Annotated in this window: 23 protein-coding genes and 2 pseudogenes; 7 read left to right on the top strand and 18 right to left on the bottom strand. The window is 73.7% G+C overall.

The features are described from left to right. The first annotated feature begins 7 nt into the window (after nucleotides 1-7). Together ACIQ1J_RS08335 and ACIQ1J_RS08330 are read left to right on the top strand one after the other, a co-directional pair. Nucleotides 8-1,669 (top strand): alkaline phosphatase D family protein, encoded by a 1,662-nt coding sequence (locus tag ACIQ1J_RS08335; protein WP_403555213.1) that lies wholly within the window; start codon nucleotides 8-10, stop codon nucleotides 1,667-1,669. A gap of 193 nt (nucleotides 1,670-1,862) precedes the next feature. Continuing rightward, nucleotides 1,863-3,239, top strand: coding sequence for an alpha-lytic protease prodomain-containing protein (locus ACIQ1J_RS08330; RefSeq protein WP_403555211.1), 1,377 nt, complete (start codon nucleotides 1,863-1,865; stop codon nucleotides 3,237-3,239). A gap of 65 nt (nucleotides 3,240-3,304) precedes the next feature. Here the strand turns inward: ACIQ1J_RS08330 and ACIQ1J_RS08325 are convergent, their stop codons facing one another. The 7 genes from ACIQ1J_RS08325 to ACIQ1J_RS08295 all read right to left on the bottom strand — a co-directional run bounded on the left by ACIQ1J_RS08325 (nucleotide 3,305) and on the right by ACIQ1J_RS08295 (nucleotide 8,308). Beyond that, nucleotides 3,305-4,393: a serine hydrolase domain-containing protein gene (locus ACIQ1J_RS08325; protein ID WP_403555209.1), complete on the bottom strand. Its 1,089-nt coding sequence runs from the start codon at nucleotides 4,391-4,393 to the stop codon at nucleotides 3,305-3,307. Continuing rightward, nucleotides 4,390-5,310 carry a DUF6895 family protein gene (locus ACIQ1J_RS08320; protein WP_403555207.1) on the bottom strand — a complete coding sequence of 307 codons (921 nt, stop codon included), beginning with the start codon at nucleotides 5,308-5,310 and terminating at the stop codon, nucleotides 4,390-4,392. The genes ACIQ1J_RS08325 and ACIQ1J_RS08320 overlap by 4 nt, the downstream gene beginning before the upstream one ends. Beyond that, nucleotides 5,307-6,251 carry a DUF6895 family protein gene (locus ACIQ1J_RS08315; protein ID WP_210963852.1) on the bottom strand — a complete coding sequence of 315 codons (945 nt, stop codon included), beginning with the start codon at nucleotides 6,249-6,251 and terminating at the stop codon, nucleotides 5,307-5,309. Before ACIQ1J_RS08315 ends, ACIQ1J_RS08320 begins: the two co-directional genes overlap by 4 nt. Further along, the gene (locus ACIQ1J_RS08310; RefSeq protein WP_403555205.1) at nucleotides 6,248-6,955 is read right to left on the bottom strand and encodes a hypothetical protein; all 708 of its coding nucleotides are present in this window, start codon (nucleotides 6,953-6,955) and stop codon (nucleotides 6,248-6,250) included. The genes ACIQ1J_RS08315 and ACIQ1J_RS08310 overlap by 4 nt, the downstream gene beginning before the upstream one ends. 21 nt (nucleotides 6,956-6,976) lie before the next feature. Further along, the gene (locus ACIQ1J_RS08305) at nucleotides 6,977-7,162 is read right to left on the bottom strand and encodes a hypothetical protein (RefSeq protein ID WP_210963854.1); all 186 of its coding nucleotides are present in this window, start codon (nucleotides 7,160-7,162) and stop codon (nucleotides 6,977-6,979) included. A 125-nt stretch (nucleotides 7,163-7,287) separates the two neighbouring features. After that, nucleotides 7,288-7,926, bottom strand: a complete 639-nt coding sequence (locus tag ACIQ1J_RS08300) for a class I SAM-dependent methyltransferase (RefSeq protein WP_403555203.1) — start codon at nucleotides 7,924-7,926, stop codon at nucleotides 7,288-7,290. Nucleotides 7,927-8,077: 151 nt separating this feature from the next. Beyond that, a complete protein-coding gene (locus tag ACIQ1J_RS08295; protein WP_403555807.1) occupies nucleotides 8,078-8,308 on the bottom strand; it encodes a hypothetical protein in 231 nt (76 codons plus the stop codon). A 345-nt stretch (nucleotides 8,309-8,653) separates the two neighbouring features. Here ACIQ1J_RS08295 and ACIQ1J_RS08290 point away from each other — a divergent pair, with 345 nt between their 5' ends. Then, nucleotides 8,654-8,869 carry a hypothetical protein gene (locus ACIQ1J_RS08290; RefSeq protein ID WP_403555201.1) on the top strand — a complete coding sequence of 72 codons (216 nt, stop codon included), beginning with the start codon at nucleotides 8,654-8,656 and terminating at the stop codon, nucleotides 8,867-8,869. Here the strand turns inward: ACIQ1J_RS08290 and ACIQ1J_RS08285 are convergent. The 3 genes from ACIQ1J_RS08285 to ACIQ1J_RS08275 form a co-directional block, all read right to left on the bottom strand. Next, complete coding sequence (locus ACIQ1J_RS08285) at nucleotides 8,846-9,736, bottom strand: cytochrome c oxidase assembly protein (protein WP_403555199.1); 891 nt, start codon at nucleotides 9,734-9,736, stop codon at nucleotides 8,846-8,848. The two genes, ACIQ1J_RS08290 and ACIQ1J_RS08285, sit on opposite strands and share 24 nt — an antisense overlap. Beyond that, nucleotides 9,736-10,302 carry a DUF2243 domain-containing protein gene (locus ACIQ1J_RS08280; protein ID WP_403555197.1) on the bottom strand — a complete coding sequence of 189 codons (567 nt, stop codon included), beginning with the start codon at nucleotides 10,300-10,302 and terminating at the stop codon, nucleotides 9,736-9,738. Before ACIQ1J_RS08280 ends, ACIQ1J_RS08285 begins: the two co-directional genes overlap by 1 nt. 69 nt (nucleotides 10,303-10,371) lie before the next feature. Beyond that, a complete protein-coding gene (locus tag ACIQ1J_RS08275) occupies nucleotides 10,372-10,863 on the bottom strand; it encodes an RNA polymerase sigma factor (RefSeq protein ID WP_403555195.1) in 492 nt (163 codons plus the stop codon). Between the two features lie 702 nt (nucleotides 10,864-11,565). Here ACIQ1J_RS08275 and ACIQ1J_RS08270 point away from each other — a divergent pair. Further along, nucleotides 11,566-12,009: a TIGR03618 family F420-dependent PPOX class oxidoreductase gene (locus ACIQ1J_RS08270; protein ID WP_210963859.1), complete on the top strand. Its 444-nt coding sequence runs from the start codon at nucleotides 11,566-11,568 to the stop codon at nucleotides 12,007-12,009. Between the two features lie 12 nt (nucleotides 12,010-12,021). Here the strand turns inward: ACIQ1J_RS08270 and ACIQ1J_RS08265 are convergent, their stop codons facing one another. Together ACIQ1J_RS08265 and ACIQ1J_RS08260 are read right to left on the bottom strand one after the other, a co-directional pair. Beyond that, the gene (locus ACIQ1J_RS08265) at nucleotides 12,022-14,148 is read right to left on the bottom strand and encodes an MMPL family transporter (protein ID WP_403555192.1); all 2,127 of its coding nucleotides are present in this window, start codon (nucleotides 14,146-14,148) and stop codon (nucleotides 12,022-12,024) included. A 137-nt stretch (nucleotides 14,149-14,285) separates the two neighbouring features. After that, nucleotides 14,286-14,792 (bottom strand): MarR family winged helix-turn-helix transcriptional regulator, encoded by a 507-nt coding sequence (locus ACIQ1J_RS08260; protein WP_403555190.1) that lies wholly within the window; start codon nucleotides 14,790-14,792, stop codon nucleotides 14,286-14,288. Between the two features lie 107 nt (nucleotides 14,793-14,899). On the opposite strand from ACIQ1J_RS08260, the gene ACIQ1J_RS08255 reads away from it, so the two are divergent. Then, nucleotides 14,900-16,471 (top strand): SDR family oxidoreductase, encoded by a 1,572-nt coding sequence (locus ACIQ1J_RS08255; protein WP_403555188.1) that lies wholly within the window; start codon nucleotides 14,900-14,902, stop codon nucleotides 16,469-16,471. Nucleotides 16,472-16,608: 137 nt separating this feature from the next. Then, a complete protein-coding gene (locus ACIQ1J_RS08250) occupies nucleotides 16,609-17,985 on the top strand; it encodes a cryptochrome/photolyase family protein (protein ID WP_403555186.1) in 1,377 nt (458 codons plus the stop codon). Between the two features lie 39 nt (nucleotides 17,986-18,024). Here the strand turns inward: ACIQ1J_RS08250 and ACIQ1J_RS08245 are convergent, their stop codons facing one another. The 6 genes and pseudogenes from ACIQ1J_RS08245 to ACIQ1J_RS08220 all read right to left on the bottom strand — a co-directional run bounded on the left by ACIQ1J_RS08245 (nucleotide 18,025) and on the right by ACIQ1J_RS08220 (nucleotide 21,638). Continuing rightward, nucleotides 18,025-18,480: a hypothetical protein gene (locus ACIQ1J_RS08245; RefSeq protein WP_403555184.1), complete on the bottom strand. Its 456-nt coding sequence runs from the start codon at nucleotides 18,478-18,480 to the stop codon at nucleotides 18,025-18,027. Nucleotides 18,481-18,554: 74 nt separating this feature from the next. Continuing rightward, nucleotides 18,555-18,887, bottom strand: a complete 333-nt coding sequence (locus tag ACIQ1J_RS08240) for a DUF3140 domain-containing protein (protein ID WP_403555182.1) — start codon at nucleotides 18,885-18,887, stop codon at nucleotides 18,555-18,557. A 6-nt stretch (nucleotides 18,888-18,893) separates the two neighbouring features. After that, nucleotides 18,894-19,127 carry a DUF2945 domain-containing protein gene (locus ACIQ1J_RS08235; RefSeq protein WP_403555180.1) on the bottom strand — a complete coding sequence of 78 codons (234 nt, stop codon included), beginning with the start codon at nucleotides 19,125-19,127 and terminating at the stop codon, nucleotides 18,894-18,896. A 47-nt stretch (nucleotides 19,128-19,174) separates the two neighbouring features. Beyond that, a pseudogene (locus tag ACIQ1J_RS08230) lies at nucleotides 19,175-19,783 on the bottom strand (FAD-dependent oxidoreductase); the annotation flags it as partial. A gap of 210 nt (nucleotides 19,784-19,993) precedes the next feature. Continuing rightward, nucleotides 19,994-20,995, bottom strand: a complete 1,002-nt coding sequence (locus ACIQ1J_RS08225; RefSeq protein WP_403555178.1) for an NADPH:quinone reductase — start codon at nucleotides 20,993-20,995, stop codon at nucleotides 19,994-19,996. A 104-nt stretch (nucleotides 20,996-21,099) separates the two neighbouring features. Beyond that, nucleotides 21,100-21,638: pseudogene (locus ACIQ1J_RS08220) on the bottom strand (DUF2269 domain-containing protein). 191 nt (nucleotides 21,639-21,829) lie between these two features. On the opposite strand from ACIQ1J_RS08220, the gene ACIQ1J_RS08215 reads away from it, so the two are divergent. Continuing rightward, complete coding sequence (locus ACIQ1J_RS08215; protein ID WP_403555176.1) at nucleotides 21,830-22,255, top strand: hypothetical protein; 426 nt, start codon at nucleotides 21,830-21,832, stop codon at nucleotides 22,253-22,255. Nucleotides 22,256-22,420 lie beyond the last annotated feature (165 nt).

The raw sequence follows: 22,420 nt of genomic DNA, 5'->3' as shown, positions 1-22,420 counted from the left end.
ACACCAGATGGCGCCCACGGGCCGTCACAGCCGACTGGCCGAGCACGCCTTCTCCCCGCACGACGCCGTGATGGGCGCCGCCGCCCGGCACCTGGGCCGCCGGCGTTTCCTCACCGTCACCGCGGCGGCCGCCGCGCTCGCCTTCTCCACCAACCTGCCGGCCCGCGGCGCGGCCGCCGCCCCGCTGCGCAGCGCCCGGATCAGCAGCGACCCGTTCACCCTCGGCGTCGCCTCCGGCGACCCCCAGCCGGACTCGGTGCTGCTGTGGACCCGGCTGGCCCCGGAACCGTTCCTGGAGGACGGCGGGATGGGCACGGAGCGGGTCACGGTCGAATGGGAGGTGGCGCTCGACGAGTACTTCGCGGCCGTCCTGTTCCGGGGCACCGCCGACGCCCACGCCGAGTACAACCACAGCGTGCACGTCGACGTGAAGGGCCTGACGCCGGGCACGGTGTACTACTACCGCTTCCGGACCGGCACCTGGCTGAGCCCGGCCGGCCGCACCCGCACCGCGCCGCCGGCGGGCAGCGCCACGTCGGGGCTGAAACTGGCGGCCGTCGCCTGCCAGGCCTACCAGGACGGCTACTACACGGTGCTCCGGCACCTCGCCCAGGACGACGTCGACGTGGTCTTCCACCTCGGCGACTACCTGTACGAGTACGCGGTCAACTCGGAGGGCGGGGAGCGCCGCTACACCGACGTCGTACTGCCCGACGTGTTCAACCGCGAGACGATGACCCTCGCCGACTACCGGCTGCGCTACTCGCTCTACAAGAACGACGAGGACCTCCGTGCGGCCCACGCCGCGCACCCCTTCGTGGTCACCTGGGACGACCACGAGACCGAGAACAACTACGCCGGCAGCATCCCGGAGAACGCCATCCCGCCGGAGGAGTTCCTGCTGCGGCGGGCGGCCGCCTACCGCGCGTTCTGGGAGAACCAGCCGCTGCGCGCCGCACAGCTGCCGCAGGGCCCGGACGCGCAGCTGTACCGCCGGCTGCACTGGGGCACGCTCGCCCAGTTCGACATCCTCGACACCCGGCAGTACCGCTCCGACCAGGCCTACGACGACCGCCCGCACGCCCCCGGGCCCGAGTCGGACGACCCGGCGCGCACCATCACCGGCACCGCGCAGGAGCAGTGGCTGCTCGGCGGCTGGCAGAGCTCGACCGCGCTGTGGAACGTGATGCCCCAGCAGGTCTGCTTCTCGCAGCGCAAGTTCGACGTGACCGCCGACGCGCCGCTCTCGATGGACGCCTGGGACGGCTACCGCGCCTCACGCGCCCGGGTCGTCGCCGGGGCGCAGGCCGCCGGCATCGAGAACTGGCTGATCCTCACCGGCGACGTGCACGTGGGCTACGCCCTCGACGTCAAGGAGAACTTCGACGACCCGGCGTCCGCCACGGTCGGCACGGAGGTCACCTGCACCTCGGTGGCCAGCGGCCGGGACGGAGTGGAACGGCCCGCCGACTGGGACCTGTACATGGAGGCCAACCCGCACATGAAGTACTACGACGGCAGGCGCGGCTACGTCCGGGTCGAACTCGGCCACCAGGCCGCCCGCCTCGACTTCAGGACGGTCTCCGCCATCAGCACGCCCGGCGCGCCCATCAGCACGGCCGCGTCCTTCGTCACCGAGGCCGGCGCCCCGGGACTGAATCCCGCCTGAACCCGGCCCGGCGTGCGCGTGCGCGTACTGCACTTGCCGCCCACCGCGTCCCCCATAGCGCGAAAGACGCCCGGACCCGGCATTCCCGCGGGTCTTCCCGGCAAGGACTGTGACTTCGCCGCAGTCGCACCGTAACCCACGGTCACTCACCGATCCCCGCTGTCTCGCACAGCCCCCGAAGGAGGCACATCGCATGGTCGGCAGACATGCCGCGCGCAGCCGCCGCGCAGCCCTGACCGCGCTCGGCGCCCTGGTCCTGACCACACTCCCCGCAGCCGCCGCGGCCGCGCCCCCGCCCGTCCCGGGGGCGCAGCCCGGCGCCGCCCGGACGGTCGGCGCCGGCCAAGCCCCGGCACAGATGCTGCGCGCGATGCAGCGCGACCTGAACCTGACGCCGGGGCAGGCGACCGCCCGGCTGGTCAACGAGGCGGAGGCCGGCACCCGGGCGGGCATGCTGCGCAACGCCCTGGGCGACCGCTTCGCCGGGGCCTGGGTGAGCGGCGCGACCTCGGCCGAGCTGACCGTCGCCACGACCGACGCCGCGGACACCGCCGCCATCCGGGCGCAGGGTGCCGAGGCCGCGGTCGTCGAGCGGGGGCTGGGCGAGCTCCGCGCGGTGAAGGAGAAGCTGGACGCCGCCGCCGTGCGTACCCGGACCCCCGAGACGCCGGTCTGGTACGTCGACGTGAAGGCCAACCGGGTCATGGTGCAGGCCACCAGCGAGCGGGCCGCGTCGGCCTTCGTCAAGGCCGCCGGGATCGCGGGCCGGGGTGTGGGCGTCCGCGTCTCGCCGGACCGGCCGCGGGTGCTGGAGGACCTCGTCGGCGGCGACGCCTACTACATCGACGGTCAGGCCCGCTGCTCGATCGGGTTCTCCGTCACCAAGGACGACCAGCAGGGATTCGCCACGGCCGGTCACTGCGGCACCCCGGGCGCCACCACCACCGGGTTCAACGAGGCCGACCAGGGCACCTTCGAGGCCTCGACCTTCCCCGTCAAGGACATGGCCTGGGTGGGTGTCAACGCCGACTGGGCCGCCACACCGGACGTGCAGGCGGAGGGCGGCGAGAAGGTGCAGGTCGCCGGCTCGGTGGAGGCGCTCGTGGGCGCTTCGGTGTGCCGTTCCGGCTCCACCACCGGATGGCACTGCGGCACGGTCCAGCAGCACGACACGAGCGTCAGCTACCCGCAGGGCACCGTCGGCGGACTGACCGGGACCACGGTGTGCGCCGAACCCGGTGACTCCGGCGGCCCGTTCGTCGCGGGCGCCCAGGCGCAGGGCACCACGTCCGGCGGCTCCGGTGACTGCACGAACGGCGGGACCACGTTCTACCAGCCGATCAACCCGCTGCTCAGCGACTTCGGCCTCACCCTGAAGACCACCTCCGCCTCGGCCGGAACGCCCGCGCCGCAGGACAACGCGGCGGCGGACGCCTGGGCGGCGGGCCGGGTCTACGAGGCGGGGGCCACGGTGTCCCACGCCGGCCTGCGGTACCGGTGCCTGCAGAACCACCAGGCGCAGGGTGTCTGGTCGCCGGAGAGCACGCCGGCCCTGTGGCAGCGTGTCTGACGGACGGTGAGCCGCCGTGCGGCGGCGGGCGCGGGGTCGCTGCTGGAGGCGGCCCCGCGCCTTCGTCATTCCCCGGCGAGGAACGCGTAGGCGGTGGCGATGAACGGGTCGCGGGCGCGGAACCGCCGGGTGCACACCGCGGCCAGGGCCGTGCCGGTGTCGGGCCGGAAGCCCAGGAACGCCTGCTGGCCGAGGGTGGCGCCGCTGTGGAAGTACATCGGTCCGCCGTCGGTGGGGTGCCGGAACCACGCCACCGTGTGCACGTGCCGGTGCCCCAGCCCGCGCCTCAGTACCGGCACCCGCACCGCACGCAGCGCGTCGGCTGCCGGTGAGCCGGCCGGGTCCAGGTGGGCCTCGAGGAAGGCGAGCAGGTCGTGCGGGGTGGACCGGACGGCCCCGGCCGCCTGGAAGCCGCCCGCGTCGAAGGCCGGGACGGGGGTGCGGCCGTCCTTGCGGTGCCCCGTGGCGTCGGTCTTGGGGTCCTCCGCGCGCAGGGCCGTACCGCTCAGGCCGAGCGGGCGCAGGACGTGGGCGGTGAGCAGGTCCTCCCATGCCGTGCCGGTGGCCGCGGCGACGGCGTGTCCGAGCACGGAGACGCCGTAGTTCGAGTAGTGCCAGCGGGTTCCGGGGCGGTGCCTGGGGCGGTGCCGCAGGAAGGCGCCGGTCAGCCGTTCGGCCGGGTAGCGGGCGTAGGGGTTGGTGCGCCAGGCGGGCAGGGCGCGGGGGACGAAGTCGGCCGGCAGGGCGGGCAGTCCCGACGTGTGGGTGATGAGGTGGGCGAGCGTCACGGGGTCGGGGCCGGCCGGGCGGGCGGGGTCCAGACAGGCGGCGGCCGGTTCGCCGCCGGTGAGCACACCGCTCCGGATCAGCCGGGTCAGGAGCAGTCCGGTGAAGGTCTTGGAGGCCGACCCGATCTCGTAGCGCAGGTCCTCGCGGGGGACGGTGGGGGGCGGGGCGGTGCCGCCGGTGTGCAGGGTGCGCCGGCCGTGCCGGGAGACGGTGAAGACGACGTCGGGTGCGTCGGAGGCGTCGACGGCGTCCGCGAGCCGTTCACGCAGGGCCGCCTCGTCGGCGGGTCCGGGGTGTGCGCGCTGCGGTGGGGTGTCCTCGTGCTCGGCGGGGTCGCCCGGCCAGGGCGTGCGGCGGTCCGTCATGAGCCGGTGGGCGCCAGCTCGGTGAGGGCGCGGGACGTGGCCAGCAGGGAGGCGAAGGCGGCGACCAGCGTCGGGTGGTAGACGATGTCGAACACCGCCCCGGGGTCGCCCTCGGGCATCGTCCGTACGGCCGGCATGGCGCCGTCGGGCTGCTGAGCGGCGGCGAAGCCCTGCCAGGCGGGCTCGTCGAGGGTGGGCCGGGGCAGGCAGGCGTCGACGACGAGGAGTTCGCCGAGCAGGTCCCAGCGTTCGAGGTCCAGCCAGTCGTCGATCCAGACCGGGAGCCAGGCGGCGAGGTAGTCGGCGATGGCCGGCGGCAGGCCGTCCGGGTTCTCGCCCCAGTCGGTGAGGTGGAAGACGGTGTGGGTGATGTCGTAGGCCGTGTGGCCCTCGACCGTCCAGGGTTCGGGGGTGCCGGCCAGCCAGGTGGTGGCCGCCAGGTCGGCCTCGGGCGGCCGCGCCGTGAGGCCGAAGCGGCGTTGGAAGGCGGACAGGCCCAGGCGCCGGGTCGGTGTCACCGGGAACCGCGTCCAGCTGTCCAGCCGGTGGTTGAGGACCGTGGCCCGCTCCACCTCGGGCTGGCTGTAGCCCAGCTCCTTGAACGGCAGGTACACCTCGAAGGGGACCGGCGAGAACGGCTCGATGCGCTGCCCGCGCACCAGCATGCGGCCGCCGTCCAGGGTCTCGCGCCAGGTGTGGTCGAGCAGTCGGCGGGCGAGTTGCGCCTGCCGGGAGCCGGCGACGCCCTCGCGGAAGAGCACCTTGCAGATCAGGGCGAGTTCCCCGATCGGCTTGAAGCGTTCCAGGAAGCCGACCTCGGGGTCCACGTCCGGCTCCAGCCGGAAGCCGTCGCGGTGGGCCCACAGCCACTCCAGGGCGCCGACTCCGACGCGGTGGATCAGGCGGGTGTCCGTCATCCGGGCACTCCTTGTCCGGCGTGGTCCACGTCCCTCAGCCGTGCCGTGGTGAGGGCCGCCGCGAACGCCGCCATCAGGGTGGAGTGGTAGCAGTCGGTGAAGGCGTAGGGGTCCGCTCCGTCGGCGGACCCTGTGGCGTCCTGGACGGCGCCCTCCTCGGGGATCGCGCCGGAGGCGTGCTGTGCCGCCGCGACGCGCTGCCAGGCGTCGTCCAGGGCGGCGGGGTCAGGCGGGTGCGGCACGCTCGCCGCCACCGCCAGCAACTCGCAGCTCAGGTCCCACATCCGGGCCTCTAGGCAGGTGTCGAGCCAGGGCGGCAGCCAGTGCCGCAGATAGTCCGCGAGGTCCGGTGGCACCCCCTGGGCGGTGCGTCCCCATTCGGTGAGGTGGAAGACGACGTGGGTGAGCGCGTAACCGGCCGCGCGTTCGAAGGTCCAGGGTTCCGGCAGGCCGCCCAGCCAGGTGCGGCCCAGCGCTTGCGGTACCCGGCCGTGCGGGCTCAGGCCGCTGCGCCGCTCGGCCTCGATGACGCCGAGCCGCCGGGTGGGGTACTGCTCGGTGAGCCGCCAGCCGCGGGTACGGGCCACCACGGCGGCGGACGCCTCGTAGCCGGGGTGCCGGTGGCCGGCCGAGGCGAAGGCCGCGTACACCTCCAGCGGGTAGGTGGCGAAGGGTTCCAGCGACTGCATCAGCAGGAACAGCTCGCCCTGGCGGGTCTGCTGCCAGGCGAAGTCCAGCAGGTCGGACACGCGCGTGTGGACCGGGTCCGACGGCGGGGTGCAGGCGGACACGGACGCGCAGACCTGGGCCAGTTCGCCCAGTGGTTTCCAGGTGCGGTTCACCTGGCCGTCGGCGGCCAGTGCGTCGTCGCCGAGGGCGAAGCGGTCGCGGTGGGCCCACACCCACTCCAGTGCGGTCTCCTCGACCTCCCGGACGCTCACAGGAGGACTCCGGCCGGCATCAGCCGTGCCGCCTCCAGTTGCAGGGCCACCCGCGGGTCGCTGCCGCCCATGAGCCGTACGAAGTCGAGGCCCGCCTCGAGGCCGAGGGTGTCGGGCACCCCGTCCAGGAGGGTGAGCCAGCGCCCGGCTCCGGCGGCCTGCTGCCAGTCACGGCGGCGCACCGCCCGTACGAAGCCGCGGGCGACGTCCACCGGACGGCGCCGGGCCGCACGGGTCACCGCGCACTCCTCGCCGGGCAGCGCGAGCGGGGCGAGTACGGCGAGCTGGTGGGTCAGGAACTGCCAGCCCGCGTCGTCGAGCCAGCCGGCGCCGGGTTCCGCGCCCGGGTCGCCGGCGAGCGGGTCGTTCAAGGGTGGTTCGAGCCGGCGCAGGGCACGGGCCATGGCCCAGTGGCTCCATACGACGGCGGGGGCCGCGTCGTCCCGCGGCGGATGGGCCGCCACCGCGTCCTTGAACACGGCGAGTTGCCCAGGGTCGGGCGGAACGCGCAGGAGGACGGTGGGCAACAGCGTGTCGGCGCCCAGAACGCGGACCGCCGCACGTGCGACGCCTTCGCCCGCTCCACCTCCGGTGAGGGTGCCCCCCGCTCGCACGTGGTCTCCGCTCCGAAGAGCGGAGACCACGTCGGAAGCGAGGTCCAGCACCGTTCCCTGGAGAAGGGCTGACGTGCTCGACTGCTCCATCTCACTGCTCCCGTCGGTCCGTCAACCCTTCTTCGGGCGCGGGGTCGGCGGCGAAAGCAGCAGAGAGGTACCTCCGGACTGGAGGGCGAGTGCGGCGCACTCGCGGCTGTCGCGGAAGACTCCGTCGGGCTCGGCGGGGTCGAGTACCGCTTCGATGTCGATGTTCTCGGTGCGGACTTCCTCGAGCACCTTGTCCTTGGAAGGCATTTCACCATCTCCCTCTGGTAGCCAATGGCCTTCACACCACAGGTGTCCGGGAAGCCGCAAAGCATGCCTCTCTTCTCAAAATTCTCAGAAGGTAACTTCTTCAACAAATAGGACATACATCTCGTCTACTCCACTCGCCGCAGGCGCCACACGTGGTCCTCGCGGAAGCCCTCGACCCCCTCGGGCGAGGCGCTCGGCCGCCGGACCGTCTCCTTGGTCTCGACGGTCCACTCGCCGTCGGGCAGGGCGAGTTCGCCGATAACCCCTTCCAGGGTGGGGAAGACGGCGTCGAACGGCGGTTCGGTCTGCCAGGAGGGCCAGCCGGCGTGCAGGACGATCAGCAGGGTGCCGCGGTGCGCCACGGCCCGCGCGGCGTCGCGCAGGACTGCCTGCTGGTCGAGCGCGACCGGGGACTGCAGGTAGTGGGCGCTCACCAGGTCGAACGTGCCCTCGGGGAACGACTGGCCGAGCTCGTGGCGTTCCCAGGCGACGCGGTCGCCGACCCCGGCGTCGGCGGCGTGCCCGGCGGCACGGTCGAGCGCGGTGCCGGCGATGTCCACGCCGGTGACCCGCCAGCCGCGCGAGGCCAGCCACACGGCGTCCGCCCCCTCTCCGCAGCCCAGGTCCAGGGCGGTGCCGGGGGCGAGGTCGCTCGCCTCGCGGACCAGCAGGGCGTTGGGGCGGCCGCTCCAGACACGGCCGGTGTCGCGGTAGCGGGCCTCCCAGAACTCCGCGGCGGGGGCCGGGGCGGGCGTGTCGGACATGGTGCCTCCTGGGGGCGGGATGGTCTGCTCGGCGGGACGCGCTACGGCCGCGCGCCCCGCCATACGCAGGCTGCACCGGCGGGCGCCGGGCCGGCAAAGAAATTTGCCGATCCGGCAAGACACACCGCCGGTCCCACCCGCCCCACGCGAGTCAGCGCATCAGGGCGCCGGGCTCGGAGTCCTGCGCGTCGGTGCGCACCCAGACCGTCCGCTGCGGGAACGGGATGTCGATACCGGCCGCGTCCAGGGCGTCCTTGACCCGGCGCCGCAGCTCACGGGGGACGCCCCACTGCTGGAGCGGCACGGTCTTGACCGCGAGGCGCACGAGCACGCCGTCGGCGTCCAGGGACTGCGCGCCCCACACCGCGGGGTCCTCGAGCAGGAGGTCCTCGAAGTCCGGGTCCTGGCGCAGGGAGCGGCCGTGGTCGCCGATCCAGCCCTACCACGAGGCCGCCAACCGCGGGTCGCCGGCCGGGCCGGTGGATGGGGAGGCGTGCGGCATCGGCTCGAGCGCTCCGTTCCTGGGGACTACGTCTCTGCCGTCGGGGCCGCCTACCCAAGGACGGCTCGAACATGACGCCCGGCGCGCTTCGGCCCGGGCACAGCCATTTCGCCCGCTTGCCCCGTATGTCCGGGGGTTGCGTCATCTTCACTCGACACCGGCCCATCGCCGGCGCCGGCCCGGGCACCCGGAAGGAAGTCATCCACAGCGGAGGGGGCCTGCGGCGTGGTCATCGTTGCCGTCCTGCTGCTGCCCGGAATGGGGCTGCTGTTGTTCACCATGACGTACCTGGAGGACCGGCTGTTCGGCGATGCGGGCCAGGCCCGGCACTCCCGGCGCCGGCACTTGCGTCTCGTTCCGGGCGGCAGAGCCGAGGAGGCCCGGCCGGCCCGGAATCCGGAGCCGGCCGGGCACCGCTCACCCGGCCGGGGCGCCGCCTGACGACGCCGGTCCCGCCGGCACGGCTCCCCGGCCGGTCCGCGGGCGCCGGCTCCGGCGCTCGGGGCGCCAGGTGGCCACCAGTGCCGCGGCGAGCAGGAGTTCGGCGATGTCCCCTGCGTAGTACATGATCTCCGCGCCCTGCTGGACCTGGTCGACGGGCGCGTGGATGTGGACGAGGAAACCGCCGTACATCGCCTGGGCGATCAGGGCGTGGGCGGCGATCGCGACGCCCAGGTACACCAGCCGGACCGGGACGCCGGGCCGCGCGGGGGCGGGGTCGGGGCCGGCGACGGCGTGCGCGAAGAGGCATCCGGCGGCCAGGAAGTGGGCGTTCATCAGCCAGTGCCCCGCGGGATGGCTCATCGCCGTGTCGTACAGCGGGGTGAAGTACAGCGCTCCCAGGACGCCGGTGCTCAGCGCGAGCGCCACCGCGGGGTGGGTGAGCAGCCGCGCGGGGCGGCCGTGCAGCAGGGTGGTCACCCGGCGGGCGCCGGCCGGTGGCAGGGTGCGCAGTGCCAGGGTGACCGGCGCGGCCAGCACCAGTGCCAGCGGGGCGTACATGCCGATCAGCATGTGCTGGGCCATGTGCCCCCGGAAGTCGTGGTGCGCGGCCGGTCCCAGCGGTGGCAGCAGGGCGACGGCCAGCAGCGCCAGCCCGCCGAGGAACGCCGCCGACCGCCAACCGCTCCAGCCCTGCGCCGGGTTGCGGCGACGAGCGCGGCGTACGGCGAGCAGGTAGCCCCCGGCCGCGGCGAGGACGGTCGCGAGGACCAGCACGGTGGGCAGCGCGTCGAGTACCCCTTCGCCGCTGCCGGAGCCGTCGTGGGGCACGGGGTGGGTGCCGTCGTGCGCGCCGCCGCCGTCCATCAGGCCTGGCCCCGGGGCCGTGCGGTGCCGCGGGGGGCGTCGGGGCCGAAGGGCCGTCCACCGCGCTGGAGCAGAAGACCGCCGACCAGGAACAGGGCTCCGAGGGCGAGGAAGCCGGCGTCCCACCATGCCTGGTGCGGGCCGGCGTAGACATGATGGATGCCCAGGACGTGGTGGTCGAGGACGCCTTCGACCAGGTTGAACAGGCCCCAGCCGACGAGGATCCAGCCCCACAGCACCCGCGAGGCCCACACCGCCCGCCGGTTGTGTGTGACCCGGGAGTACAGAAGGGCCAGGCCGAGCAGGACGGCGATCCAGCACACGGTGTGGAAGACGCCGTCCCACACCGTGTTCATCTCCAGCCCGGAGACGGTGTTCGGGTTGTAGTACTTCACACCGATGCGGTCGTCGTTGGTGCTGGTGAGCATGTGGTGCCACTGGAGGAGCTGGTGGAGCAGGATGCCGTCGACGAAGCCGCCGAGCCCGACCCCGAGGACGATGCCGGGCAGCCGGATGCTGTTCGGCGCCGTCGTGGCCGCTCGGGTCTCACCTGTCGTGCCGGCCATCTCCTGTACTCCGTCCCGTCGGCGGTGCGCGGACCTACGGGACACGGCTTCCCGTTCGGCGGGCCGGTGTCACCCACTGGCGGGATCGTTCCGCCGTTTCGCGTCAGCCTCCTCGATGGCTCGCATCACTCTTGCGGCGGAGCTACGAGGGGTCCGCGGCACGTCCGCCTCCCGCAGCCGATGGCCGAGCCGGCGCAGGCCGCGGCGGGCGTGGCTCGTGACCGTACCGAGGGGCCATCCGGCCAGCCGGGCGATCTGCGTGTGCGTCAGGTCGTCGTACAACGTGTGCGTCAGGCCGCCGTAGCAGGCGAGGCCGAGGACACGGCGCTGCGGTGCGGGCAGCTTGGCCGGCTCCTGGCCGACGACCACCCGGTCGAGTACGGCTTCCGGCCGGTTGGCCGTGTCGGACGCGGTCTGCGCGAGCCGGGTGCCGGCCGCCGCGACGAGCTCGGCGCGCCGGGTGCGGGCGGACAGCGCGTCGGCGATCTTGCGCCGGGCGATGCCGGCCAGCCGGCGGCCGGTACGCCGCGCACGGGCACGAAGGTGTGACGGCCCGGCCACGCGGCCAGGAACACGACCTGGGTGGCGTCCTCCGCCCCCCGGGCGTCGCCCAGCGCCCGCCGCGCCGGCGTGAACACGAGGCCGCTCCATCGGTGACAGGCGGCCGCCAGGCACGCCCCCCTCGCCGCGCACGAACCCTTCGGCCAGGTCCTCCTCGGCCGGCGGTTCCGCGGCCGCCGCCGGCGAGAGGGACGGAGCGGGGGCGGGCCCCCGGGGGGGCCACTGTGCGGTAAAGATGGCTGCTGCTCCTTCACGAGTCGTCCGGCCCTGCCGGTCCGGCTGCTTCGTTGGACGCGGACACCTCCGACCGTCCCAGCCTGAAACGACGGCCACGGGCGGCAACTCGCAGCGAATGTGCGTCGTATGGTGTGGGGGTGTCCGGGGTGGAAGGTGTGAGCGACGACGGCGCGGGACCGGGCCCGGCGGATACTGATCTCGCCACGCTCCGCCGTACCCGGTGAGGGACCGCGTGCCGTCGTGCCGTGGTCCCGGACGCGGTCCACGGCCGACTCCGCCCTCACCCGCCACCTCGCCGACACGCGGTGGGGCGCCAGAGGCGCCCGGCGCGGCCCCGTCGTCCTGGTCGCCGGCCCGGGGCGGGGACACCGGGCCCTGCCGGGCTGCCGCGGCCGCGCGAACCGGCCGAGGCACTGACGATGCCGTCCCGGACGGGAACAAGCACAGCTCACGCAAGGAGATCCGGTGAACACTGAGGAACCGCACGCCACGGACGCGGATACGGAGTTCGTGCGTTTCTGGCAGGAGCGCCGGGTGTGCTTCCTGTCGACCCGGCGTGCCGACGGGACCCCGCACCTGGTGCCGATCGGGGTGACGTACGACCCCGGCACCCGTACGGCACGCGTCATCACGAGCCGGGGCACCGCGAAGGTGCGCAACGTCGAGCGGGCGGAGAGTCCCGTCGTCGCCGTGGGTCAGGTGGACGGCCGGCGCTGGTCCACCCTGGAGGGCGTCGCGACCGTGCGGGACGACGCCGAGGCGGTCCGCGACGCGGAGGCACGGTACGCGGCCCGCTACCGGCAGCCGCGGGCGAACCCGGAGCGGGTCGTCATCGAAATCGCCGTCCGGCGCTTCATGGGCACGGTGCGTCCCCTCGCGCCCTCCGGGAGCGACGCCCCCGGAGGGTGAGCCCCCGAGGGGTCAGTCGCCGCCCCCGGGGCGGGAAGCGGACGCCTCGGCCGCCCCGGCCGGTGAGCGGCGGCCGAGTCGCCCGGGCCACCACGCGGCGGCGCCGATGTCGCGGGCGAGCGCCGGTACGAGCAGCGAGCGCACGACGAGCGTGTCCAACAGGACACCGAAGGCCACGATGAAGGCGATCTGCACGAGGAAGGCCAGCGGAATCACCCCGAGGGCGGCGAACGTGGCGGCGAGGACGACGCCGGCCGAGGTGATCACGCCGCCGGTGGCGGTCAGACCCCGCAGGATGCCCTCCCGCACCCCGTGGTCCAGCGATTCCTGCCGTACCCGGGACATGAGGAAGATGTTGTAGTCCACGCCGAGGGCGACCAGGAACACGAACCCGTACAGCGGCACGGACGCGTCGGTGCCGCTGAAGCCGAACACGTGGGTGAAGACGAGGGCCGAGACGCCCAGCGTGGCCAGGAAGTTCAGCGCCACCGTCGCCACGAGCAGCACGGGCGTCAGCAGGGAACGCAGCAGGACGATCAGGATGACCAGGATGATGGCGAGGACCACGGGGACGATGAGCGTGCGGTCGTGTTCGGCGGTGCGCTGGGTGTCGTACTGCTGGGCGGTGTAGCCGCCGACGAGGGCGTCCGCGCCGGGCACGCCGTGGACGGCCGACCTCAGCCGGGCCACGGTGCTCTTGGCGGCGTCGCTGTCCGCGGGCGCCTGGAGCGTCGCGTCGATCCGTACGCGCCCGTCGACCACGTTCGGCTCACCGCCGCCGGGCCGGCCGGAGGCGGTCACCGCGGCGGCGGTGGCGACGCCGCGGGTGTCGCGGGCCGCGGCGAGGACGGGGTCGAGACGGTCGGCGTCCGCGATGATCACGGCGGGGTTGCCGGAGCCGCCCGGGAAGTGCCGCGCCAGGGTCTGCTGGGCAGCGACGGAGGGCGCGTCGTTCACGAAGATCTCGTCCAGCGGTACGCCCTTGGAGGTCAGGGTCGGCGAGAACGCGGCGCAGGCGAGGAGCGCGGCGAGGGAGATCGCCCAGATGCGGCGCGGGGCCCGGTCCACGAGTTCGGCGATGCGGTGCCACAGGCGGTGCCCGGCGTCCGGATCGCCGGTCCGGACGGGCTTGGCCGGCCAGTAGGCTGCCCGGCCGAGCAGGACCAGGACTGCGGGCAGGAAGGTGAGCGTGCTCAGTACGGCGCAGACGATGCCGATGGCCCCGACGGGTCCGAGCGCGCGGTTGTTGGTCAGGTCGCTGAGCAGCAGCGCCAGCAGGCCCAGGGCGACGGTCGCCGCGCTGGCGACGACCGCTCCCCAGGAAGCGCGCAGGGCCGCGCGGACGGCGCTGAAACGGTCCGGGTGCCTGGCCAGTTCCTCGCGGTAGCGGGCGGTGAGCAGCAGCGCGTAGTCGGTGGCGGCGCCGATGACCAGGATGGAGAGGATGCCCTGGACCTGTCCGTCGACGCGTACGACGTCACGGTCGGCGAGCGCGTAGACGATCGCGCAGGCCAGGCCCAGTGCGAAGACGGCGCCGAGAATGATGACGAGGGGCAGCAGGACACTGCGGTAGACGAGCAGCAGGATCACCAGCACGGTGACCAGTGCGACGCCGAGCAGCAGCCCGTCGATGCCCGCGAAGGCGTCGGAGAGATCGGCCTGGGAGGCCGCCGGCCCGGCGAGTTGCGCCTGGGTGCCGGCCACCTGCCCGGCGGCGTCCCCGATGCCCTCCAGGACTGCGGGCAGGCGGTCGCCGAGGTCGGGCTCGACCTGTACGACGGCTTGGAGGGCCGCGCCGTCGTCGGAGGGCAGGGCGGGCGTCGCGGGACCGACGATGCCGGGCCGTCCTTCGAGGCCCGCGACCGACCGGGTGGCGGCCGCCCGGTGTTCGGTGACGGCGCCGCCGCCGTCCGCGGTCCACACGACGATCACCGGGAGGGTCTCGTCCTGCTGGAAGGCCTTCCGCGCGTCGACGACCCGGGTGGACTCGGCGCTGCGGGGCAGGAAGGCGGCCTGGTCGTTGGTGGCGACCTCGCCGAGCTTTCCGGCGTAAGGGCCGAGCGTTCCGCCGATGCCGAGCCAGATCAGGAGGAGGACGACGGGGACGAGCCAGCGGGCTCGTCGGGAGGGCATGGACATCGGGCTTCGGGTCTCCAGGTCTCCAGCGGCACGGAAGTGACTCGATCATAAACAATCTCAATGATTGAGTTACCGGGGTGGACGTGACACACCGGCTTCTGCCCGGTCCCGTCCGCCGGATGCGCTCCGCCGGGGAATCAGCGGTCGTCCGACCGCATGAGCCGCAACTCCTCGTTCATCGCCGCCAGAAAGCGGAGCACGGCCGTCAGTTCGCTCTCGTCGAAGCGGGCGCAGGTGGTGGCGGCGGCCTCGGCCAGCGGGCGGAAGTACGTCCGGGCCGCCGCCCGGGCGTCGGGCACGTAGTGCAGATGGACGACCCGGCGGTCGGCGCTCTCCCGGACCCGGCGCACGTGCCCAGCGCGCTCCAGCCGGTCCACGCACGCCGTCACCGCGCCCGAGGTCAGCCCCAGGTGCTCGCGCAGCCGCCCCGGCGTCATGGGCTCCTGTGCGTCCAGGATCGCCGCGAGTGCCTGGACGTCGGTGGCGTGCAGCCCGTGCTCGCCGGCGAAGCTCTGCACGAGGCGGTTGATCTCGCCGTTCATCCGCCGGAGCTGCGCGGCGAGGACGTACAGGTCGCTCGCCTCGGACCCGGCTCCGGTCCCCCGTTCGTGCGCGTGCTGTCCGCGCTGGTTCGCTGTCGCCACGCGATCAGCGTATAGAAGGGTCAACCTGGGTCACCGCGCATCCATCGCGGTCCCCGAGCGGGAAGTGATCAGCGCGACGACTTCCCGTGCGAGACGGAGCCTGCCCCATGAGCGAAGGACACGGCCGCGTGAACGGCGACGGCGACGGCGAAAGGGACGACGGCGGAGCGGGGCTGCACTGCCTGGTCACCGGTGCCACGGGGTACATCGGCGGCCGACTCGTGCCGGAGCTCCTCGCCGCCGGGCACCGGGTGCGGTGCCTGGCCCGTTCCCCGCACAAGCTGCGCGACCACTCCTGGGCCGGACAGGCCGAGGTGGTACGGGGGGACGTCACGGACGCGGACTCGGTGACCGGGGCGATGGAGGGCATCGACGTCGCCTACTACCTGGTGCACGCGCTGGGCGGCGGCGGGGACTTCGAGGAGACCGACCGGCGGGCGGCGCACACCTTCGCGGAGCGGGCCGAGGCGGCCGGTGTACGGCGCATCGTCTATCTCGGCGGCCTGACGCCACCGGGCGTACCGGAGCACGACCTGTCGCCGCACCTGCGCTCCCGCGCGGAGGTCGGCCGCGTCCTGCTGGCCTCCGGCGTGCCCACGACCGTCCTGCGGGCCGCGGTCGTCATCGGCTCCGGGTCGGCCTCCTTCGAGATGCTGCGCTACCTCACCGAGCGACTGCCCGTGATGGTCACGCCGAGCTGGGTCCACACCCGTATCCAGCCGGTCGCGGTCCGGGACGTGCTGCGCGCCCTCGTCGGCAGCGCGCGCATGCCGGACGACGTCTCCCGCGCCTTCGACATCGGCGGACCGGACGTCCTCACCTACCGGGACATGATGGTCCGGTACGCCAGGATCGCCGAGCTGCCGCGGCGGCTCATCCTGCCCGTGCCGATCCTCACTCCCGGCCTGTCCAGCCACTGGGTCGGCCTGGTCACCCCGGTGCCCGCGTCCATCGCGCGCCCGCTCACCGAGTCGCTGCGGCACGAGGTGGTGTGCCGCGAGAACGACATCCTCCGGTACGTGCCCGCCCCGCCGGGGTATCCGCTCGGCTTCGACGACGCCGTCCGGCTGGCGCTGCAACGCGTGCGGGACGCCCGGGTCACCACCCGCTGGTCCTCCGCGTCGGTGCCCGGGGCGCCGAGCGACCCGCTGCCCACCGACCCCGACTGGGCGGGAGGCAGCCTCTACACCGACCACCGTGCGCTGACCGTCGACGCGCCGCCCGACGCGCTGTGGCGGGTCATCGAGGGGATCGGCGGCGACAACGGCTGGTACTCCTTCCCGCTCGCCTGGGCGGTACGGGGCTGGCTGGACCGGCTGGTGGGCGGGGTCGGCCTGCGCCGCGGGCGCCGGGACGCCGCCCGGCTGCGGGCCGGTGACTCGCTCGACTTCTGGCGGGTGGAGGAGATCGTCCCCGGCCGTCTGCTGCGCCTGCGCGCGGAGATGCGGCTGCCGGGGCTGGCCTGGCTGGAGATGTACGCCGAGACGGACGACGCGGGCCGCACGCGGTACCGCCAGCGTGCCCTGTTCCATCCGCACGGGCTGGCGGGCCACGCCTACTGGTGGAGCGTGTGGGCCTTCCACTCCGTGGTGTTCGGCGGCATGGCACGCAACATCGCCCGCGCCGCCGCGCGGGACCCCCGGCCGTCCGGCCCGGTGCGGGACACCCCCGCCTCCTGAGCCGGGACGGCCGCGCCACCTGGGCGCACCTCCCGAGTCTGTACCGCGTGCGGGGCGCGCGTAGGCCGGCCTTCCGCCTCCCACCGTCCAGAGCGTGCGGCAGCACCCTTCCGCGTCCCGTACCACCGAGGAGCGCCATGACCACGTCGGTCGTCCTGTTCACCCGCGACCTGCGACTGCACGACCATCCGCCGCTGCGCGCCGCTCTCGACTCTTCCCGGGCCGTCGTACCGCTGTTCGTCCGCGACCGTGCCGTCGACGCCGCCGGTTACGCCGCGCCCAACCGGCTCGCCTTCCTCGCCGACTGCCTGCGGAGCCTGGACGCGGGGCTCCGGGAGCGGGACGGGCGGCTGATCGTCCGCTCCGGTGACCTGGTCGAGGAGGTGTGCGGGGTGGTCGGCGAGGCGGACGCCGACGAGGTGCACATGGCGGCCGACGTCAGCGCGCACGCGCACCGGCGTGAGGAACTCCTGCGGGCCGCGCTGGAGGCCCGGGGCTGCCGGCTGCACGTCCACGACACCGTGACCACCGTGCTGGCCCCGGGGTCCGTCACCCCCGCCTCCTCCGACCACTTCGCCGTCTTCACTCCGTACTTCCGGCGCTGGGGCGAGCGCCCGGTCCGGAACGTCCTGGCCGCACCCCGGAGGATCCCCGTCCCGGACGGCATCGGCTCACAGCCGCTGCCCTTCCGCGGTGATCTGCCGGGACTGTCCCCGGGGCTGCCCGCCGGCGGTGAGGAGGAGGCCAGGAAACGGCTGGCGGCCTGGCTGCGCGGCGGTATCACCGGTTACGAGGAGCACCACGACGACCTGGCCGGCGACGCCACCTCCCGTCTCTCCCCCTACCTTCACTTCGGTGCCCTCTCCCCCGTCGAGCTGGTCCACCGTGCCCGCCGCAAGGGCGGCCCCGGCGCCGGGGCGTTCGTACGGCAGCTGGCCTGGCGGGACTTCCACCACCAGGTCCTCTCCGCACGTCCGCACGCCGCCTGGCTCGACTACCGCACCCGGCACGACCGCTGGCGTACCGGGCCCGGGGCCGAGGAGGACGTCGCCGCGTGGAAGGACGGGCGCACGGGCTACCCCCTCGTCGACGCCGCGATGCGCCAACTGCGGCACGAGGGCTGGATGCACAACCGGGGCCGCCTGCTGACCGCCGGTTTCCTCACCAAGACGCTCTACGTGGACTGGCGCGTCGGCGCGCGGCACTTCCTGGACCTGCTCGTGGACGGCGACATCGCCAACAACCAGCTCAACTGGCAGTGGGCGGCGGGCACCGGGACGGACACCCGCCCCCACCGTGTCCTCAACCCCACGACCCAGGCACGGCGCTTCGACCCCGACGGAACGTACGTCCGGCGCTGGGTGCCCGAACTGGCGGGTCTGGAGGGACGGGCCGTGCACGAGCCGTGGCGACTGCCCGGCCCGGAGCGGGCCGCGTACGACGCCTATCCCGACCCGATCGTGGATCTCGCCGAGGGCCTGGACCGCTTCCGCCGGGCCCGTGGACGCGACTGACCGGGCGGGGCCCGCTCTCCCTCGGAAGCCGGGCGGCCGTCAGGTGAAGGGGCTGTTCGGCGTACGGGTGCCGGGGCTGTCGGGGCGGGCCGTGTGGTCCGGGTGGTTCCGGGTCCGGCGGGCTTCCTTCATCTCCGCCTCGTACAGGTGCTCCCGGCCCTCCGCGAGCCGCTCCACCGCCGCGCGCTCCAGGTCCTTGAACGCCTGGTAGTACGTCCGGTCGTAGGCCTCGACGATCTGGAACGTCCAGTGGCCGGGGATGACGTTCCGCCCGAGGACCTCCCTCTCGATCCGCTCGGCCCACTCCACGTGGCCCGCCTTGCGCAGCAGTGCCACCGCGCGGTCCAGTTCCAGGTCAGCCGTGCCGGTGAGCTGATGGAAGGAGAACAGGTGCCCACGGGCACGCTCGGTCGTCTCCAGCGACTTCGACAGGGACCCGAGTGCTTCCACGGTCTCGTCGCTGACGTTCTCGGGGCGCCGGTGCGGGTCTCCCATACCGTGGTGGTTCCTTTCCGTACGAAGGGCCGGTGCGCGGGTCGATGCACGTGCCGGTCCTCGTGGGGACGGCGTCATGCCAGCGGATCGTGGCCCCAGTTCATGAGCGAGTACCGCCAGCGGGTGTCCTGGACGTCGCCCGAGGGACGCTGGGCCAGGTGCCGGCGGATGTAGCCGACGACCTTGCGCATGTGCTGGTAGTCGTCGTCCGAGAGATCGCCCTTGTCCGTCCGCAGGATGTCGACGATCCTGCGTCCGGACGCGTGCCCGGTGGACTCTCCCCCGTCCTTGTGCTGTCCGGCGTCCTGTGACCGGTCGGAGGCCAGCCACTTCTCCAGTTCGGCCGGCGTCATGTTCACCAGCTCGCGGAAGCCGTCCCAGGTCTCCTTCTGCTCCTCTCCGTCCATGCCGCCTCACTTCCTCTTCTTCTTCAGCGCGGACGGCTTGTGCACCGCGGACTTGCCCGACTTCTCACTGCGGACCTGGTACTGCGGGTCGTCGGGGGAGGCGTCCACCGTGCGGCCCGCGGCCTCGGTCCGCTCGGTGATCTTCTTCTCCACCTCGCCCCCGGTCCGGGTGCCGTGGGTGCTCCACTCGACCTCGTCGCCCTTCTTGAGGTTCTCGTCCTCGTCGCGGTCCTTCGCCATCTCGGTACTCCTTCGCTTGCCGGTCGCTCGGGCGACCGGAGAACGGGTCACGGTCGAAAGCCGTCTCCCCGGTGGTTGCCGGGGAGCGCGTCCCGCGGACGCGGTCCGGTCCGCAGGTCCGCCAGGACGTCGCGGGCGGCCCGGCTGCCGGAGGCCAGGGCCCCCTGGACCGATCCGGTGGCACGGTGGTCCCCGCACACGTAACGGCCCTCGGCCCAGCGTGTGTCGCGGTTCAGCGGCCACGGGGGCCGCATCGCCGGGAGCGCGTCCTCGACGGTGTACGCGGCGACCGGCTGCCAGTCGGCCGTGTCGGTGCCGTACAGCAGCGCCGCCCGCCGGCGGACGGCGCTCTCGCCGTCCGGTGCGCCCGCTCCCAGGACCGACGTGGAGACCAGCGCGGTGCCCGGTGGCGCGTAGGTGGGGCTGACCTCGGTGAGCACGCAGGTGTTGAGGACGGCGAGCGTGCTGTCGACCACGAGGGTCGGCTCGGGCAGCGGTGAGCGGCCGGTCGCGTGGTAGTACGTGGTGACGGTCCGGCCGGGCGGCACGTCGAGCCCCGGCAGCAGACGTGCCGCGGTGGCCGCGTCGGTGGCCACGACCACGGTGCCGGCCGGTCGTTCGGTGCCGTCGTGGAGCAGCACGCCCCGGTCGGCGATGCACGGATTCTCCGCGAGCACGACCTCGCCGCCGAGCACGTCGGAGTAGAAGGCACGCGAGCGGGGCACGTCGGCCACGGTGAGGAAGTGGGTGAGCAGCAGTCCCGACTCCGGTGCGGGCAGGTCTTCGCGGCGCATGCTTGGGTCCCCCACGCTTCTTGTGACGGGTTCCCTCCATCATGGACCGCGGTCGCCCGGCCGGAAAGACGATCAAGAGGGTGCGAGGACCAGCCGCCCGCGCACCTCGCCCGCTTCCAGCCTGCGGTGCGCCTCCGCCGTCATCGGCAACGGCAGCCGGTCGGCGATGCGCGGACGCCACGGCGTGTCTCTCAGGACGCGTACGACGCCCTCCGCCGCCTCGGCGAGGTCGGCGGTCGTGGCGTTGCTGATGGCGAAGCCCACGATGCTCGCGTCCCTGGTGTAGAGCCGGCTCACCGGCAGTCCGGCGGGCCCTGAACCCAGTCCGACCATCGCCACCAGGCGCCCGCCCCGCGCCAGCAGGTCCACGGCGTCGGCGAGCGTTCCGTGTCCGGACGTGTCCAGATGCACGTCGTAGCCGTGGGGGGCGGCCCGGCGCGAACGCTCGACGAGATCCGGCGCCCGGTGGTCGAGGACCTCGGCGGCGCCCAGTTCCCGAACGGCCGCGGCGTCCTCGGCACGCGCCGTGGCGACCACCCGCGCCCCGGCCCTGGAGGCCAGGGCCACGGCGGCACCGCCCACGTTTCCGGCGCCGCCCCGGATGTACACGGTCTCCTGCGGCCTCAGTCGCCCGTGCCGGAACAGCGCCAGCCAGGCCGACGCCGCCGGGTGGGCGGCCGCCACGAGGTGCTCTCCGCCGATGTCGCTCGGTGCCGCGTAGAGGCGTTCGGCGGCGACCGTCGCGTACTGGGCGCAGGAGCCCTGCCGGCCCGCGTGGCCCAGGCTGTTGCACCACACCCGCCGGCCGGGCCTGAAGCCCGCCGCGCCGGGGCCGGCCAGGGCGACCTCGCCCACCAGGTCACGTCCGACGACGAAGGGGAACGGCACCGGTGTGGCGTACGCCCCCGACCGTACGAAGGTGTCGACGGGGTTGACGGCCACGGCGTCGACCCGCACGAGCACGTCCGTGGGGCCGATCGACGGCACGGGGAGCCACCCGTACCGGATGTGGTCGGCCGGGCCGACGGAGTCGATGTACGCCGCCCGCATCAGGTCGGGGACTGTGCCGGTCATGACCTCATGCTACGAACCGGCCGGTCCCGGCGCAGCGCCCGACCGACGGCGGAGGGCTGCAGCGTCATGTCCCCGCCCAGGGAGACCGGCCGGGGCCGGCCCGTTCACACTTGGGCGGCGCGGGTGCGGTGGCCGCGCCCGACGGACCCGGCCGCCGCTCGCGGCCGCCGGCCGCGCCGCGTCGGTCCCCAGGGCTTGAGGATCGAGATCACCGTCATGAAGACATAGGCGGACAGGGAGACGACCGGCCCGAACAGCACATCGCCCGCGTCGGGCAGCGACTCGCCCGCGGCGACCGCCGCAACGGCCGAGTTCACCCCGGGGCGCAGCGCGAAGACCGTGGCGGTCGCCGCGGCCGGCGTCAGCCAGACCTTCGTGTACACCCACCGGTGCCGGGCCAGTCCCCGGGGGTGCCCAGGGCCAGCACCACGCCGCTCGACAGGGTCAGGAACGCGAGGGGGAGCAGGAGCCAGTCGGCGAAGAGCTTCATGCCGCGGACACTGGCCTCCACGGTCACCGCGGAAGCGGTGGTGGCGGCGGTGGCCCCGAGCGCCAGCAGCCCGAGCGAGAGCCCGAGCCAGCCGGCGGAGGCGACGACACGGACGACGAGGGTGACCCGGCGGACGGGACGGCTGAGTTTCACCCCACCCACGCTGCCGGGCGGCGGCCGTGAAGACGTCCGGCGACGGGAGTAACCCCGTGTACTGGCCCGGGCGTACGCGACGAGACGCCGCCGTGCGCCGAACGGCGCAGCCGGTGGCCTCCCGGCATGCCGGGCACCGTCGTGCGCCCTAGGCTGACTCGCGTCTGCAGGAAACGCCGCTAGGAGTCGTCATGCGTCTGCCCATCGAACTCAGGCATGTCGCCCCACGACTGGCGACGGGGGCCTTCATGCTCAACTCCGGGCTGGCGAAGCGCGGGGCCGATGAGCAGACCGCCGCCATGCTGCACGGAATGGCGAAGAACGCCTATCCGTTCCTCGGCAGGCTGCAGCCCGCGACCTTCGCCCGGCTGCTCTCCGCCGGTGAGACGGCGCTCGGCGCCGCGCTGCTCCTGCCGGTCGTACCGACGGCGGTGGCGGGTGTCGGCCTGACCGCGTTCTCCGCCGGGCTGGTGGGTCTGTACCTGCGCACGCCCGGCATGCGCGAGGAGGGCAGTCTGCGCCCTACCCAGGAGGGCACGGCGTTGGCGAAGGACACCTGGATGCTCGGCATCGGGGTCGGATTCGTCGTCGACGGACTCACCCGCAGGGGCCGGTGACGGCACACCGCCCGCCGAGTGGCCGCGACGGTAACGAAGAGCATCGCCGCCCTTAACGGAGAACCACGGAATCCATAATGCCGTGCGATTCCGTTCAACTTTCGCCGATGCAACGCCGGATCACTGCTGAAGCGCACGTCAGATCACTATGCTGAAGCCGCTTCG

The sequence above is a fragment of the Streptomyces sp. NPDC097107 genome (assembly GCF_044762405.1).
Taxonomy (GTDB): domain Bacteria; phylum Actinomycetota; class Actinomycetes; order Streptomycetales; family Streptomycetaceae; genus Streptomyces; species Streptomyces thinghirensis.
This window is presented reverse-complemented; position numbering and strand designations above follow the sequence as displayed.